This window comes from Acidaminobacter sp., assembly GCF_030247605.1.
Classification (GTDB): domain Bacteria; phylum Bacillota; class Clostridia; order Peptostreptococcales; family Acidaminobacteraceae; genus Acidaminobacter.
Map to the genome: position 1 here is coordinate 1 of NZ_JAOTSB010000007.1, position 17,245 is coordinate 17,245.

General features: G+C 47.0%; 13 protein-coding genes. 3 read left to right on the plus strand and 10 right to left on the minus strand.

The window, feature by feature from the left end; genetic code table 11:
- From OEL90_RS04955 to OEL90_RS04965, 3 genes are all read left to right on the plus strand, one after another.
- On the plus strand, positions 1-263 hold a 263-nt coding region (locus tag OEL90_RS04955), incomplete at its 5' end, for a hypothetical protein (protein WP_300687362.1).
- Between the two features lie 12 nt (positions 264-275).
- Positions 276-2,012, plus strand: coding sequence for an ABC-F family ATP-binding cassette domain-containing protein (locus OEL90_RS04960; RefSeq protein WP_291403039.1), 1,737 nt, complete (start codon positions 276-278; stop codon positions 2,010-2,012).
- Positions 2,013-2,031: 19 nt separating this feature from the next.
- A complete protein-coding gene (locus OEL90_RS04965) occupies positions 2,032-4,275 on the plus strand; it encodes a U32 family peptidase (protein WP_300687364.1) in 2,244 nt (747 codons plus the stop codon).
- A 205-nt stretch (positions 4,276-4,480) separates the two neighbouring features.
- Here OEL90_RS04965 and OEL90_RS04970 read toward each other — a convergent pair whose 3' ends face one another.
- The 10 genes from OEL90_RS04970 to OEL90_RS05015 form a co-directional block, all read right to left on the minus strand.
- A complete protein-coding gene (locus tag OEL90_RS04970) occupies positions 4,481-5,944 on the minus strand; it encodes an aminoacyl-histidine dipeptidase (RefSeq protein WP_291403611.1) in 1,464 nt (487 codons plus the stop codon).
- A gap of 20 nt (positions 5,945-5,964) precedes the next feature.
- Positions 5,965-6,933, minus strand: a complete 969-nt coding sequence (locus OEL90_RS04975; protein WP_291403613.1) for an ROK family protein — start codon at positions 6,931-6,933, stop codon at positions 5,965-5,967.
- A 15-nt stretch (positions 6,934-6,948) separates the two neighbouring features.
- Positions 6,949-8,298: a glucose-6-phosphate isomerase gene (locus OEL90_RS04980; protein ID WP_291403615.1), complete on the minus strand. Its 1,350-nt coding sequence runs from the start codon at positions 8,296-8,298 to the stop codon at positions 6,949-6,951.
- Positions 8,299-8,654: 356 nt separating this feature from the next.
- The gene (gene hydF, locus OEL90_RS04985; protein ID WP_330583757.1) at positions 8,655-10,007 is read right to left on the minus strand and encodes a [FeFe] hydrogenase H-cluster maturation GTPase HydF; all 1,353 of its coding nucleotides are present in this window, start codon (positions 10,005-10,007) and stop codon (positions 8,655-8,657) included.
- 17 nt (positions 10,008-10,024) lie between these two features.
- Entirely contained in the window at positions 10,025-11,404 is a 1,380-nt protein-coding gene (hydG, locus tag OEL90_RS04990; RefSeq protein WP_300687369.1) for a [FeFe] hydrogenase H-cluster radical SAM maturase HydG, read from the minus strand.
- Position 11,405: 1 nt separating this feature from the next.
- The gene (hydE, locus tag OEL90_RS04995) at positions 11,406-12,467 is read right to left on the minus strand and encodes a [FeFe] hydrogenase H-cluster radical SAM maturase HydE (RefSeq protein ID WP_291403651.1); all 1,062 of its coding nucleotides are present in this window, start codon (positions 12,465-12,467) and stop codon (positions 11,406-11,408) included.
- 122 nt (positions 12,468-12,589) lie between these two features.
- The gene (locus tag OEL90_RS05000; RefSeq protein WP_291403619.1) at positions 12,590-12,841 is read right to left on the minus strand and encodes a TM1266 family iron-only hydrogenase system putative regulator; all 252 of its coding nucleotides are present in this window, start codon (positions 12,839-12,841) and stop codon (positions 12,590-12,592) included.
- A 311-nt stretch (positions 12,842-13,152) separates the two neighbouring features.
- Entirely contained in the window at positions 13,153-14,508 is a 1,356-nt protein-coding gene (locus tag OEL90_RS05005; protein WP_300687371.1) for a serine dehydratase subunit alpha family protein, read from the minus strand.
- Between the two features lie 184 nt (positions 14,509-14,692).
- Positions 14,693-16,471, minus strand: coding sequence for a sigma-54 interaction domain-containing protein (locus tag OEL90_RS05010; RefSeq protein WP_300687372.1), 1,779 nt, complete (start codon positions 16,469-16,471; stop codon positions 14,693-14,695).
- 13 nt (positions 16,472-16,484) lie between these two features.
- Positions 16,485-17,216, minus strand: coding sequence for an HD domain-containing protein (locus OEL90_RS05015; protein WP_291403625.1), 732 nt, complete (start codon positions 17,214-17,216; stop codon positions 16,485-16,487).
- Positions 17,217-17,245 lie beyond the last annotated feature (29 nt).

The window sequence follows — 17,245 nt, forward strand, 5'->3', positions numbered from 1 at the left end:
TAGCTTCTCATGGTTTAACATATCAGCACCATCCTTTACCTATTATAGAGGATAGCCTGATTATACCATCTTTTCAAATTGAGTTACTTGCGCAACGCTGTTACCCACTTAATTTAGCGAGGCGCCTTATAAAAGCAGAAAGGAAAAAGTCAGTGCCATTTGGCCTTTGGCCAAGCGCACTGACTTTTTCATGTGTTGTGCTATGCAGTGTGAATTGTTATAATTCTACTGTGTTGAATTTAGACAAATTTTTTTTAGAATAGAGGATAATAAAAATGATTCAAGTAGAAAATCTTTCCTATGCTTTTCCTGCAAAAGACTTATATAAAGACGTTTCGTTTACACTGAAAATGGGCCAGCATTGCGCTTTTATTGGAAGCAACGGCGCCGGAAAATCAACTCTGGTTGATATGATAATTCATCCTGATAAGTACTTGTATGATGGCAGGATCATCAAACACGAAAGCTGCCGTATTGGTTATGCCAGCCAGTTTGCCGTGAGAGATAAGGCGCAGGAATGCACAGTTTTTGAATATCTAAGTGAAAGATTCGTGGAGAATCAGAAAGCGACAGTGGCTGTATGTGAAGAAATGGCAGTGGCTGAGGATGTGGAACCTTTAATTGAGCGATATCAGTCTCTTTTAGATGCCTTTGAGGCCATGGATGGAGATCATTATGAAAACAATATCCGCAAACAGCTGTACGTAGCCGGTATGCGTGAATCAGAAGAAACAAAATTATCACAACTAAGTGGTGGAGAGTATAAATTAATTCAGATTATGAGAGAAATGTTATTAGCTCAAAATCTTCTTGTTTTGGATGAACCGGATGTGTTTCTTGATTTTTCCAACTTGAATAGACTCTGTCAGTTGATTAATGGTTATAAGGGCACATTGTTGGTTATTACTCATAACAGATATTTATTGAATCATTGCTTTGACAAAATTTTGCATTTGGAGAACGGTGATCTTCAGGAATATGAGGGAAATTATACAGAATACCGTTGTTCCCAGCTAAGGGAGAAATTGAAACTCAAACTTCAGAGTATTGAAGAACAGGAAGAAATTGAGCGTACTGAGAAAATGGTTGATATACTTCGCACAAGAGCTTCATTACTCGCCAATCCTGTTATAGGAAGTGCTGTAAATGCAAAGCAAACGCAGCTTGACAGGCTTCGTGCCAGACAAATTAAGGCACCTTTTATTGAACTTCGAGAGCCAAAGATTGAATTGCAGGCGGTAGAAGTTGAAACAAAGCATACTGTCTTAAGCATTACAAATTATAATGTATCATTTGATGAAAGTTTATTGGAAAATATCAATTTTGAATTGCGAGCCGGCGAAAAAATAGCTATCGTTGGTGCAAATGGTACAGGAAAAACTATTTTAATGCGCGATATTTTAAAAAACAACCATCCTTCCATCCATATCAATGAAAATACGAGTTATGCATGTTTATCTCAGCTTCAGGGCGAGAATTTTGATGAAACAAAAACGGTATACGAGGTTATGGAAAACTTAGGTTTTAAATCAAGTGACAGGATTCGTGAGTATCTGGGGAACTATTGTTTGGAAGGTGATACCTTAAAGCAGAAGGTAAGTCAGCTATCCGGCGGAGAAAAGAATTTGCTCCAAATTGCAATGATTGCAAATACGAAGGCAGAACTTCTTATTCTTGATGAACCGACCAGCCATTTAGATATTTACGCACAAATGGCTATGGAAAAGGCCATTTTCGAATACAAAGGGGCTGTACTCATGGTAAGCCATGATTTTTATCTTGTCGCTAATTGTGCAGATTACGTGTTGCTAGTAGATGACAATACGATTCGACGTATGCGTACACGTTCTTTCCGTAAAATGGTATATGATAAATATTTCGATCATAAGTATTTGGAAATTGACAAGAAAAAGCAAGAACTAGAAACCAAAATTACGTTAGCCTTTAAAAAAAATGAGCTGACCAATGTTGAAAAACTTTGCAGCCAGTTAGAAGCACTTAGCGCAAATTAGCGAATAGTATGGAGGAAAAATGACTGAATTATTAGCTCCGGCAGGAAGTATGGAAGCTTTAAAAGCTGCAATTTCTAATGGTTGTGATGCAATATATTTAGGAATGCAAAAATTTGGAGCACGCGCATACTCATCTAACTTTGATCTGGAATCGTTAAAAGAGGCTGTTCAGTATGCGCACCTGAGGAATGTTAAAATCTATGTTACAATGAATACCATCGTTTTCGAGAACGAAGTTGTAGAGATGAAAGCACAGATGAACGAATTAAATGAAATTGGTGTTGATGGCATTATCGTCCAGGACCTGGCTGCTTTAGATTATATAGTTAAAAACTTTCTTGATATGGAATCCCATTGTTCAACTCAAATGGGCATAGACGATTTAGATGGAACTTTATTATTTAAAGAACTTGGTGCCAAGAGGGTTGTTCTGTCCCGTGAGGTTGAGATTGAAAAAGTTAAAGAGATCAAACGGCTAGCTAAAATACCTATAGAAATTTTTGTTCACGGTGCTTTATGTGTCTCTTATTCCGGAAACTGTCTAATGTCCGGATTGATCGGCTATCGAAGCGGAAATCGCGGAAGATGTGTTGGTTCATGTCGTAAGGCTTATGAACTAATTGATAAGACAACCGATACCGCTTTAGGGATAAGCTATATTCTATCTACTAAGGACTTAAACACAATCGATTATATCAATGATTTAAAAGAACTTGATTCTTTAAAAATTGAAGGTCGAATGAAAGAACCTGCTTACGTTGCTAACGTAGTATCAAAATATCGCATGGCCTTAGATCATAAAATTACTGAAGAAGATAAAGAAAATTTGAGCAAAACATTCAATAGAACATTTACTAAAGGATATTTGTTTCACGAAGATATGAAAGATATTACAAACATTTTAAGACCTAATAACGTTGGTTATGAAATTGGCAGAATCAGCAAGATTGTTAAGGACATGTATGAAATAACACTGACGCGACCTTTAAATCAAAACGATATTATCAGGATAAGTCATAACAATGAAGATGTCATTTTAACTGTTGTTAAACTTTACGATAAAGAGGGCAATTTAATCAACAAAGCTGATGATGTCTGCTATATCAAAATCAAAGAAAAGATATCCAAGGGTGATTTAGTCTATATAACTAAGGATAATCTCTATTACAACGAGTTGGAATCATCACTGGATAAAGAATTCAGGCGTTTTAACCTGGATCTTAGGGTGTATGCCTATCCAGATTCAAAGCTGATCATAGATGCGGAGGGCCTAGGCTTTAATTATCTATTTGAGAGCGAGGAAATCCTGGGTGAAGCAATTAATAATCCAACAACAAAAGAGCAGGTCATAAAGCAATTTTCAAGATTAAACGATACTATATTCGAACTTAACCATGTAGATTTTGAGGAGTGCAATGCATTTATTCCGGCTAAATTATTAAATGCAGCAAGAAGAGATATTGTACAAGGCTTATATGACTTAAAGCTCAACAGCCAAAAGAAAAGAACCAAGGCTTTGAAAGCAAAAGAAAAAATAAGCTTTCCCCCCAAAACACCATACCTTACAGCCTCTGTAACAACTAAAGAGCAGTATGATGCTTGTGTGAGCTGTGGCATTGAGGAAATCTATTTCGAAAACGTTGTCAGAAGAAACCAAAACAATTACAAAGAAAAAGACGGTCCGCTGCTAATCGGAGGATATGGCGGAATACATCACTACAGAAAAACTAATCCTTTTGTTGCGGATTATTCTTTAAATGTTGTGAATTCTGCCAGTTGCTATGAATTATATAGATTAGGCGCAAAACGAGTCACGTTATCTTATGAAATGAACAAGAGACAAATTGAAGATTTAATTAATGCCTATTATGAAGAAAACGAAGGCTATCCTGCGCTAGAAATGATTGTATACGGTCGAGCGCCTTTGATGTTTACGAAATATTGTCCCCTTAAAAAAATGAATCAATGCGGTATTTGCAGAACAAAGAACTACGAGATTAAAGATGAGCACGGAACGTTCCCTATTCTATCTCATGATGATTGTTCAACGACAATCCTTAATGGGAAGACCCTTAATCTGTTAGATGAGCTGCAAAGCATAAAAGGGATCGAGGCATTCAGACTAAGCTTCACAATTGAATCAAATGAGCAGGTTGCAAAAACTATCAATATGGCCTTAAGCAAATTAAATGGCAGAGTGAATAAAGCTGTCTTTAATCAGGAAACAGACACAAGAGGACATTTTAATAAAGAGATTTTGTAGGGAAGTTCCAGTTCAAATCTGGGTGTCGCCTCTAAAAATCAACTCCTCAGATCCATTAAAAGTTAAAGCGCTCCTTTGGGTGGTCAAACAAATCCAAAGGAGCGCTTTTCACGTTTTTAGTTTAACTTAGCCTCTCAGTTCGAAAGCTGTACTTATAACCACATGACTGAAATTTGCAAGGTGCCCCATTGATTATAAACCTCTCCTAATGTTCACGACCATACTTCTTAAGGACTTCAACCACAAATTCATAGACGCGCTCGGTCGAAGCCATGTCCAAGCGTTCCTTAGGCGTGTGAACGTCCGACAGGTTCGCGCCTATGGAAACAAAGTCGATTGGTCCGAGCTTTTCTTTCAAAATACCGCATTCGAGACCTGCATGAATGGCGGATACCGTCATTTCCTTTCCGTAAAGCTCTCGGTAAACTGCCATCATGGTATCTCGCATTTGAGACTTAGGCGCATAAGCCCACTCCGGATAATCAGACTGAAGTCTGAGCTCTGCCTCAGTCAGGGTACAGACAATCAGCATTCGATCAATAATCTCCGCTTTCAGTGACCTTACAGAGCTTCGAATCGCACTGTCGATCTCAATATATTCTGCGCCTGTAGTCAGAACTCCAATGTTGTTGGAGCTTTCAACCAATCCCGGAATTCCTGCGCTCATGGTCTGAACGCCATTTGGAAGCAGCCTCAGCAAAGCTGCAGCATTTTCGGCCGTTTCAAGAGAAAAAACATTCTGAATTGGATCAGAAGTATCTTCAAGTGACAATACCAATTTAAGTTCAGGATCCGCCAATTCAAACTCATTTCGAAACCTGGATTCCCAAGCCAGAACGGTTTTTTGAACTTCTTCGAGCCAATCACGTTTGAAACTAAGACGGGCGGTTGCCTTATTGGCAATGGCATTCATTTTCTCACCGCCTTGAATCTGGCTGATTTGAACACCCATCCCAAGAAGATCTCTCATGACCCTTCCAAGGAGGACAATTGCATTCGCACGTCCTTTGTCTATCTCTACGCCGGAATGCCCACCTTTAAGGCCAGTAATGGTCAACCGCGCTCCCTGGCCGTCCTGAACAGGAACCTCCCACTCAATTGGCAAATGAACACTTGCACGAACGCCGCCTGCACAGGAAGCCAGAATGACGCCTTCCTCTTCCGAATCCAGATTGATCAGAGCCTGACCGGATAAATGAGCTGGATTCAGCCTGACAGCGCCGTCCATGCCCGTTTCTTCGGCGACCGTAATCAGCACCTCAAGGGTTGGATGCTCCAGGTTCTGATCCTCCAGTATGGCCAGTGCCATAGCAACAGCAATGCCATTATCTGCACCAAGGGAAGTTTCAGCCGCGGTTAAAAAGTCTCCGTCGACTTTAAGTTGGACAGGATCCTTTGAAAAATCATGCTGACTGTCTTCTGCCCTAACACAAACCATGTCCATGTGACCTTGAAGAATGACAGCCGGTGAACCTTCATAGCCTTTTGATGCCGGCTTTTTGAGAATAATATTCCCACAAGGCTCTTGAATAGCTTCAAGTCCATTCTTCTCTCCAAAGACCATCAGCCAGTCGCTGATGCGTTTCTCGTCACCTGAGCACCTCGGAATCTGATTCATGGCCTCAAACAGCTCCCAGACCCGCTTATACGCTCCATCCCATTGATGCATTGTTATATCCTCCCACTTAATTAGAATTTATTTTTAACTTCCTCGTTCTTTGTAAAAGTGTTGTAAGCCTTGAAGCCTGCGCCGCAAGCTCCAGCCAAATTGCCTAGCTGCGCCTTCTTAAGCTTTGGCTGTGAAATCGCCTTAAAATTGGCCTGATGAAGCGCCATAACTTCCAGCCGCGGCAGCCAATAATCGCCGGCACCTGAAAGCCCACCACCAAACACTATAACTTCAGGATCGTAAAGCATCCTGATATTGTGAACGCCAACCGCCAGTCTCTGAAGCCAGTCGTGGACTACGTTTTCGCAGAAGGGATCGCCGGACTCTGCGCCATCCATGATGATCTTGGCGTCAAATGGCACTCTGGCGGCCAGCCATCCGGAACTTCCCTGTGCTGTCAGCCTGTTGTGGGCGTCCGCCACCAATGCTGTCGCGGATGTTAGGGTCTCAAAACATCCATTTCTGCCACAGGCACAGCGATACATCCCGGTGTCCGAAATGGTCATGTGACCTATTTCCATAGCGAGGCCATGTTGCCCCTCGTAGAGCTTCCCGCCCAGAATGACACCGCCGCCGACACCTGTCCCCAGGGTAATGAGAACCCCCCTATCAATGCCTTTAAGCGCCCCAGACACATGCTCTCCATAAGTCGCTGCCGAGGCGTCATTCATAAAGAGGACATCAAAACCCGCGGCCTTTTTAAGATCTTTTGACAAGTCAACAGCAGCCCATCCCAGGTTGACAACTTCGGATACCTTGCCACTGGTTGGATCCACCGGCCCAGGGATTCCTATTCCAATCCCATTGATGTCCGCAGCTTCCTGCGCTCGTCGAATTAGCTCAAGCAATTTGTCTTTTACTGCATTGTAGCCCTGTTCAGCTTCAGTTTGAACCCGTTCATGCCAAAGGACTCTTTTGCTGCGCCCCACCACAACTGCATCAATGGTAGTACCGCCTATATCGATTCCAATTGCCGCCTTTGCTTTCATGGCACAGGCCTCCTCCTAAAGACGTTTCAATGCCGCCTCGAGCGTTTGTCTGTGAGCCTCGTAGCCCGGTTTGCCCAGGAGGGCGAACATATTTTTCTTGTATGCCTCAACACCTGGCTGATCAAAAGGATTGACGCCCAATAAATACCCGCTGATGCCGCAGGCTTTCATAAAGAAGTAAAGAAGCTGCCCAATATGATAGGCATCAATTTTCTCAAGCTCAATGACCAAATTTGGCGTACCTCCTGCGACATGAGCCAGAAGCGTCCCCTCAAAAGCCTTAAAATTGATCTCCTTAAGAGATTTTCCGGCCAAGAAATTTAGTCCGTCAAGATTTTGCCCATCTTCATTGACTTTGAGACTGCCGTTTTGATCGGTCTCAAGAAGGACGGTTTCAAAAATCATGCGTCTGCCATCCTGTATGTATTGGCCCATGGAATGCAGATCTGAACTGAATTGTACAGAGGCAGGAAAAATTCCTCGCCCATCCTTGCCTTCACTTTCACCATAGAGCTGCTTCCACCATTCAGAAATATATTGCAGCGCTGGATTGTAGTTTGCCAGAATTTCGACAACCTTGCCCTGATCCTGGAGAATTGTTCTCGCAGCTGCATACTTGAAGCAATTGTTTGTCTCAAGCTCAGGATTCAAATACTCCTCATACGCTGCCTTAGCGCCTTCCATCAATGCCCTTATATCCACGCCTGAAACGGCAAGCGGCAACAGGCCAACCGGTGTCAGAACGGAATAGCGCCCGCCAATGTCATCTTCAATGACAAAGGTTTCATACCCCTTCTCATCTGCCAGGGTTCTAAGCGCGCCTCTGGCTTTATCCGTGGTTGCGACGATTCTTTCTTTGGCGCCATCCACGCCATAACGTTTTTCCATATAACTTTTCAGCATTCTGAAGGCAATTGCCGGCTCTGTGGTAGTCCCGGATTTGGATATGACATTGACACAGACTTCCAGCTCATCAATGGCACCAAGCAGCTGTTCCATATATCGCTCTTCAAGATGGTGCCCCGCATATATAATCGTAGGATTTTCCCGGCTGCAAAAGCGTCTGAGGGGTTCCATTGGGTCTTTCAGTGCTTCAGACACTGCGCGTGTTCCCAGATAAGAGCCGCCTATGCCAACGACCACCAGCACATCACATTTCTCTTTTAATCTGGCCGCACAGGCTTCCACCTGATCCATCAAAGCCATGTCAAAAGTTTGAGGCAAGTGGACCCAGCCCGTAAAATCTGATCCTGCACCTGCGCCATTTTCAAGCAGTTGCTGAGCTGCGCGAACCATTTCCTTCATATTATTGAGCTGCGAATCCTGGATCCCCGAATAATTCAAATTTAAATTTAATCCAGCCATAACAATTCCTCCCAAGGATGCAATCTGTCATATCTGATGCTGACGCTTTTTAGGCCTATGTTATTCATACGATAATCTTAACCCATTTAAACAAGCAGATGCAGACTTTTTTGATAATTGTTGGCGGAAAACAACAAAGAAGACACCATGCACCAGAGAGCAAGCTCTCTTATGCATGGGATCCCAATTTTCATCTCACATGCACAGACGTGCACCTCGCTCCGCAATCCCCCTCGCTGCGCTCAGTGTATTGCTGCGCTTCGGTCGCGGGCTGCGCCCTATATAAACAAAGAAGACACCATGCACCAGAGAGCAAGCTCTCTTATGCATGGTGTCTTCTTTGTTTATGCACGTCTTTAGCCTAGCGCGTATGGACTCAGGCAGCGATTCAATATACCTGTTGCATACGCCAACAGCACACCGTAGTTTGTAATAGGCGTGCCCGCTTCCTCACACAGTCGAATCCTGGTCAGCATACTCTTCCGGTTCATCATGCAGGAGCCGCAGTGCACCACCAGGTCGTAAACACTGAGATCCTTTGGCAAGTCATGGCCGGCTTTAAATTCTATAGCCACCCGGCCGCCAAGTTTTTTGTTCAGCATCGCCGGGATTTTGACCCGTCCAATATCCTCGTGGGAGTGATTATGAGTACAGCTTTCCGTGATCAGGATTCTTGCTATGGGCTCACTTCCCGTCACAGACTCTTTCTGACGGCTGAGTGCCCTGGCTTCAAGGGCTTTCACCGCTTGAATCCCCGAGACAAAGACTCGAAGATCCCCTTTATTCCTCGCAAAGACCATGGAAAAGGATGTCAAAGGGATGGTTTCAGGCACCATGTCGGAAACCGCCGCAAACGCCTGGGAATCCGTAATGACCAAATCCACGGACTTCAGCTCAGAAAGCGCTTCAACCAGCTCCGTATCCCTGACCACATGCACTTTCAGCCCGTGATCCAGCGCATCCCGAATCACCTGAACCTGTGGCAGGATCAACCGGCCTTTAGGTGCTTCCGAGTCAATGGGGACCACCAAAACAATGGTGCCCCCCGCCGGCACCAGATCCCCCACCAGCGTCTCATCCTCGGCTTCTCCGCGCAGCGCTTCAATCAGACGGGCTTTGAGATGGTGAATGTCCCCCGGGGTCTGAGCGCTCACCCAGACCGCACCAGGCCATGCCTCTTTTAATTGCTTTAGCTTCAGATGACCATCGGCCTCAGCCATCACTAAATCTACCTTGTTGAACACCAGAAGCTTGGGAATTGAAAATTTCTCAAAATGAGACTGAAGCCGCGCCACCTCGTGAGTCAGCCACTCAGGATTATTCGAAGCTTCCATGGCATCGATGACATGTACAGCAAAATCCGTCCTTTCCAAAATCTTAAGACTCTTAGCCACCCGAAGAGAACCCAGGACATCGTCGTCATCATCAAGACCAGCAGTGTCAATGAAGACAACCGGTCCATAGGGAAGCAGCTCCATGGCTTTGCTCACGGGATCCGTCGTCGTGCCCCGAACTTCTGACACTATGGATAACTCCTGCCCGAGAATCGCGTTCATCAAAGACGACTTGCCCGCGTTCCGGTTGCCAAAGAAAGCAATATGCTTCCGGTTGGCGCTGGGTGTCGAGGACAGGGTGTTCTCAGTCGCCCTCGATCCTGCTTTCGGCATAGGATCTGGTGTTTTCAATGTGTGAGGTTTAGTAGCATGCATAGTCTTCATTTCCCCTTCTAGAGGTACAGGTCGCGTTCGCCGCCGCGAATCCGCTCGAGGTTGCCCGCCAGTAAGTTTTTGATATCCGGGCGTTCAATGGCAGCCAATTCCTTCTCTATCAACTGCTCGCTCTCAACCTTAAGGGCCACGTCACCATAATCCAGAACGAATTCCTGAAGGGTCATCAAAGCATTCGGGGTGCAGACGTTGTGGATCTGACCGGCTTTGGCAAGCTGCATGAATCGGTCCCCGGTACGGCCGGAGCGGTAGCAGGCGGTGCAGTAGGATGGAATGAGACCATCGGCCACCAGTTCTTTGAGCACTTCCAGCGGGGTGCGCTGATCCGAAGCCTCGAACTGATTGATTGTGCCGCTTTTACGATCGCTCTCCTTGTAACCGCCAACGCCGGTGCAGGAGCCCGCTGAAATCTGGGAAACGCCGGCGCGGATCATATCGCGGCGCATCTGTGCACTTTCGCGAGTGGACATGATAATCCCGGTAAAAGGTACAGCGACGCGGAGAATCGCGACAATCTTCTTGAAGGTCTGGTCGTCGATCTGATTGCTGAACTGATCCAGAGTCATGCCTTCCGCTTTCTTGATGCGCGGCACGGAAATGGTGTGGAAGCCCACGCCAAATTTCTCCTCCAGATGCGCATTGTGCATCATGAGAGCCAGCACTTCAAACTTATAATCCGCAAGGCCAAAGAGAACCCCCGCGCCCACGTCGTCCAGCCCCGCCTCCATGGCGCGGTCAAAGGCGGTGAGGTGATAGAGGTAATTTCCCTTGACAGACTTAGGGTGCATCAGGTCATAGGTCGGCTTGTGGTAGGTCTCCTGAAACAGAATGTAGGTGCCAATGCTGGCTTCTTTCAGCTTTTTGTAATTCTCAACCGTTGTGGCGGCTATGTTGACGTTGATGCGGCGGATGGTGCCGTTGTCATTTTTCGTCGTATAGATCGCGTCAATAGCGTCCACCACATAATCAATTGGGCAGTTGACCGGGTCCTCTCCCACTTCCAGGGCAAGGCGCTTATGCCCCATCTTCTCGAGGAGCATGACCTCTTCCTGGATCTCTTCACGGCTCAGTCGTCGGCGCGGAAAGTCGTTGCTGTGCTTATAGCCGCAGTAAGTGCAGTTGTTGACGCAGTAATCGCTAATGTAGAGCGGCGCGAAGACGACAATGCGGTTGCCGTAAATGCGGTCCTTGATGGCCCCGGCAATGCCCATGAGGCGTCCCATATGTTGCTCCGACTTAATTTCCAGCAGCGTCGCAATGTCCAGCTGATCCAGCGGACTTCCAAGCTCTGCCTTAGCCAGGACGGCGTCTATAGCCGCGTCATTGGCACCTGCGGCGAGTTTCAAAGCAGTTTCAATAGCGGCGTGATCGATAAACATTTTAATTCCTCCAGTCTGGGTGATCGCCGCGGGCCATGTCGACCGTAAAACCGGCGTTTTCAATTCGTTTTTGTATGCACTGGCGGCACTCCGCCGCCTCATCGCCCGTACAAATCTTGCCGTCGTACAGGTCGTATTTTTCTCTGACTTCAAGTGGGGACAAGTTTGGCATGACCACATTCGCACCAGCGCGAATCCCAAGCTCCCGGCCTACGGGATTCAGGCTGCCCAGGGCTGTTGTCGCAGGCAGGAGTACCTTTGGAATCATCAGACGCAGAATGGCAAGGAGAACCACCGTCTTTTCCACCGAGCCTGAAGGCTGGTCCGCCAGCGGCGTCTCGTGGTGTGGGATGAACGGCCCAATGCCTATCATATGGGGATCCAGTGTCTTCAAAAACCTCAAATCCTTGACGAGGTGCTGGTTACTCTGACCGGGAAGTCCAACCATAAAACCTGCGCCGACCTGGTAGCCAATAGCTTTCAGGTCTTCAAGACATGCCTTTCGGACGCTGAGGGCCATACCGGGATGAAAACCGGCGTAAAAGCCGTCATCCGCAGTTTCATGTCTTAGCAGATAGCGGTCCGCACCGGCATTGTAGAGGGCCTGATAGCTCTCCCGGCTCCGTTCGCCCAGGGAGAGAGTAATGGCGCAGTCCGGATAAGCCGTTCTGATCTCATGGATGAGTCCCGTCAGGAACGCATCCGTATGCGCATGATCCTCGCCGCCCTGCATGACAAAGGTTCTGTAACCGAGCTCATAGCCAATGCGACAGGATTCCAGTACCTGCTCCAGCGTCAGCCTGTACCGCTCAGCACCGGGATTACCGGCTCTGATCCCGCAATAAACACAGTTTCTCTTACAATAATTTGAGATCTCGATCAATCCCCTGAGAAAAACCCGGTTGCCATAGATCTCCATACGTTTTTGATGGGCCTTTTGAATCAGGTGGTGTCTGACCCTGCCGTCTTGGTCTTGATCCGGGTGATCCAGGTAGTCCAGAAGCTGACACAGCGCGCTGTCACTGAGGTCACTTTCCAGTGCCAGCTGATCCACCAAAGCCATAAACAACTGCGCTTCAGCCGATGGTTCCCCATCCCCAAACGCCGCGTCAGCCTGCAATGTGGTTTGAATGTTCCCTTGAGGCGCAACATTTTTTTTCGTTACATCCTTAACGTGACTCAAGCTTACACTTCCTTTTTTGAAATCGAAGTCTTTACGAAAACATGCTCAATATTGCCGAGCTTACCCGTCAGGGCATTGATCTCATCCGGCTCCCCTATCAAAGTGATGGAAATGACCGAAATCCCGTGCTCATCCATGGGAATCCCCATTCGACCTTTAATAATCCCCTTGAATGACGCGACCACGTCGTTGAAACGATGCTGACACAGCTCCGGATGCTCCAAAATGGCGCTGATGACCGCCACTTTTGCCATAAAAAAACCTCCCTTTCAATTTGAAAGAGAGGATGGTTTTTTTCCCGTGATGGCTGCACACCAAAAACACAGGTGCAGACAAACTCGCAGCGCGCCACTACAGCGGCTGTGCCTTCGCTCCCTTTCGGTTCAGCAGTCTGATAACTTTACCGTCAGGTGATGTCGATTTTATTGTAATCTCGTCGGGAACACATGAAAAAGGAAGCGCCTCAAGAGCGCAGACCTGAACCAAATGAACTCTGACAGGATTGATTGTTAATAGATTATCAATACAATGAGGGTCTGTCAATGCTTTTATTTTAGAACAATCCCTATCCTCGGGCAAACGTTTCCTGAATGTCCAGCACCACCGCATCAGCCAACTGCATGCCCTGACGGCTCAATCGCCCTAAATTTGAAATCGTCTCTTCTATAGTCCGGCCCACCAAACCATTTCCGGCCGGAACCCGTATGCCGTCTACTGCCAGTGCAGCCGTCTCAACGGCTGTTGAAGCCGCCGTTGCCAGTTTTAGAGCGCAGCCCAGTTTAGCGCCGTCACACACCATCCCACTGAGGTTTGCCATCATGTTTGTCATAGTACTCTCCACAATCTCAGGATCCCGGGTGTCAAGCCACGCGATAGCCGCAGACGCGCCGGTAGCTGCCGCGATGCCGCAGCTGCACAGCGCTGACAGCCTGCCTATCTCCGCTTTTATATAACTGTTTATCAGATGGCTGAGCGCCAAAGCCCTGATCTGATCTGCCCGATCTGTCCCTTTTAACTCAAAATAGGCGACCAGCGGCATTATGGCTGTGATGCCATTATTTCCACTGCCGTTTGAGCTCATGACCGGCAAATCCACACCTGCCATTCTGGCATCAGAAGCGCCTGCAGTCATTGTCATTGCCAGTCTTGCCAGGTCCTTCATCTGACCGTTTTTAGAATACCTTTGCTTCAGAGCAAACGCTGTGCCGAGTCCCACCGGCGACGCCATGCCGACCTCTGCCATAGTTTGATTCATTGCAATGCCATCAAGAAGAAATGCCAAGGGTTCAGGATCGATTTCATCAATCACTGTTACCAGGTCCTTAAGTTTCATAGAATAAAATCTATTGAACCCTGCATTTGATTTCTCAGTCACTGAATTCTTTTCTTCCATTTTTTCAAGACAAACTCCATCCCTGAACACCTCGACAATCCGGTCGTGCCTGCCGCTAATGATTACTCTGGCATGGTGAGCTCTGTCTTCTGACCACTGTTCTGCCTGGATCATCACTTTTTCCTCAGTATCAATCAACTCAATTCGAATTTTTCCCTCTGCCAACCTTTGTCTCGCTATTCGTATTTCTTCCTCAGACAGATGGTTCAGCACGTCCAAGCCCCTCACCGCGCTGGCACGGGCAGAACCTAGCGCCGCAGCAAGATCCAGTCCAGCTTCCATTACACCTGGCAGCATGACAGCAAAGCCGTTCTTATATATATTAGGGCTCACGCCTATGACAAGCTCACTCATGGAATTATTTAGAACCTCTGAAACCTTAGCTGCCGCCAGCGCCACTGCCACTGGCTCTGTACAGCCCGCAGCAGGCTTAACTTCCTCGCGAAGCAGTTCAATAATCCAATGGTTTGTTTCTTGATTGACTGGTGCTATGTAAGTCATCTTATTTTCTGTTAACGTTCTGTTCATTTTGCATCCCCCTCGTCAATGACGGCGCTTCCCAATTTATAATGCTGCTTGACAATGGTATACTGCAAAAGTCATGCCAATAAAAAAACCGCTGTTTCCAACGGTTTTAAATATTTCAGCAAAATTATTCTCATTTTGAGATTAAAATATCTAGTTTAATTCTCATTTTGAGATTATTTTTCCATTACAAATTATAATCCTTAAACTTTCTGTAAAGCGTTGCCCTGCTGATCCCCAAACGCGCTGTCATAGCTTCAATCCCAGCTTTGGACTTGCCATACGCCTGAATAGCTCTGCGAATTTCGGCCGCCTCCAGCGCGTTCAGCGAACGTATGCCAGCCGTCTCAGCTATGCCAGGCTCATCTTCATCGAATCCCCGATCTGCATTGTCGGGCAATCCTGGCGCCTCAAAAGCCCTATCGAGCGCACCCGCCCTGAGACGCTTTGGCAGATCTCCCGAACACAGAAGTTTTCTTGTAGAAACATGCACGGCATATTCAATGGCATTTTCAAGTTCTCTGACATTTCCCGGCCAGGCGTAACTCATCATTACCTTCAAAGCTTCGAGCTCAATCCCCTCAACTTTTTTGCCAATCCGCTGGCTGTGCTTTTTCAGAAAAATACTTGAAAGGCTTTCCAAATCCCCCATCCGATCTCTCAGCGGCGAAATATGGATGGGAATCACGTTGATGCGATAATACAGGTCTTCCCTAAATTCCCCATCCCTGACCATTTCCTCAAGGGGTTTATTGGTGGCGGCGATCAGCCTGACATCCACAGGAATCGCACCACGACCGCCAACCTTGTAAATCTGCTGGTCCTGCAGGACTCGCAATAACTTTGCCTGCAGGTGGAGCGGCAAGTCACCAATTTCATCCAGAAAAAGTGTACCACGGTGGGCTTGCTCGAAGCGCCCAATGCGCCCGCCGGTGACCGCACCTGTAAAAGCGCCTTCCTCATACCCAAAGAGCTCGCTTTCCAGCAGTGCCTCCGGTATGGCCGCGCAGTTTACCGGAATAAATCCACGGTCCTTCCTGTCGCTTTCACTGTGAATGGAACGGGCGAACAGCTCTTTGCCTGTCCCGCTTTCCCCTAATATCAAAACCGTAGATTTGCTCTTTGAAACACGTCTTGCCAAATCAATAGCTTCATTTAGGTTTTGATCTTTACCGAATATGTCTTCAAACTTTGTTGGCTGCTGCTCAGCGAACATTTTATTGAACCGACGGATCACGTCTTTCAAAGGACTTAACTGCAGCACGTACCTGACTGTTTTGTCCGCATGCGTCACCGGATGAACTTGTATGGAGAATCTGCGCTTTAGTCCTGCTTCGAGCTGTGTTCTGCCGCTTTGAATGGCATCCAATACACCACCGCCCAAAACCTCATTGATACCAGCACCTTCCGTCAGCCCATCTATCCATCTGCGCGCAGCATCATTCGCGCCAACTAAAGCCCCTTCAGAGGTCATGGACAATATAGGCGTTTCAATGGCGTCTATCAACACTTCCAGTTCTTTATTCCTACGGTTTTCAGCGACTTTTGAAGCGATCAGATTGCCCATCTTTTCTAGAAAATCGAGCAATGCGCCGCGGTTATTCAGCAGTTTCAGCTTTTCCTCTGAATCAAACGCGATCAGTCCTATGACGCCAACTACAGCACCCTCGACCAAAATGGGCGAGCAGACTTCCGCGCTTTCTCTGCAGCGTTCCCGGTCTGAACATGACAAACAAGCCGCATCAGTGCCAGGGGACTCCACAATGTAGGGTATGCCATTTTGGACCGCTTTTTCAAAAACGGATCCTGCAGCAATTTTTTTGCCCACTTCCATGCCATATTGACCGGTACCAGCGACGCGCAGCCTCTGACGGTCGACAATAGTGGCTTCGACCCCCAGCACGCTGTGTATTGCCTGTACGACGTCCTGCAGCATTGGGGCAATTTCTGAGATCTCTGAATGCAAGGTACATACCCTCCTATTCGCCCATCTCCCGGTCCAGGGCATCGAAAAAGTCTTTCATGAGACTTGCCCGCTCACGTGCCAAAGCCCTTCCCGCCTCTGTAATAAGTCGGTCAGGGATGTATTTGAGTTTGACCATATATTCAACGTTGGGTGCGTGATCTTCCTGATTCTGGATCCTGCCGTTCTCGGTCAAATTTTCAGCGGTGTAAGTATCCAGGTCGACTTTCCTGTACAGTCTTGCACCTTCCTGTCCAGCCATCATAAACGTCCTCGCAATGCCAACTGCCCCTATGGCATCCAGTTTGTCCGCATCATAAAGGATTGCCGCCTCCAGAGATGCCGGACCTTGTCCGCTTCTGTAACGGTGCGTCACTATGGCTTTTTGAATCTCACAGATAACGTCTTCGCGAATTTCCATGTGCTCAAGGATCGCCCTGGCCTTCGCAGCGCCCACAATTGCATGGTCTGTCCTGCCGGTCAGGTCCAGATCCTCCTCTCGTCTGCCAATGTCATGCAAGAGCACCGCTGGAATCAGCACCTCATAATTGACCTCCGGATAATTTCCGGCGATCTGCAGCGCCAGCTTGTAAACGCGCCTGACATGATCAATGTCATGGGCGGAGCAGGATAAAGCTTCTTCCACCATCATCCACAGCAAGTCCTCGTATTGCTGCTCGGTAATGCCTTTGATCTCGGCAGCAGGCAACTGCGCCGTTTTTCGCTGAATAGCTGTCGTTTGATTCATGCCGGTGGTCTCCTAACTCAAAATTGACA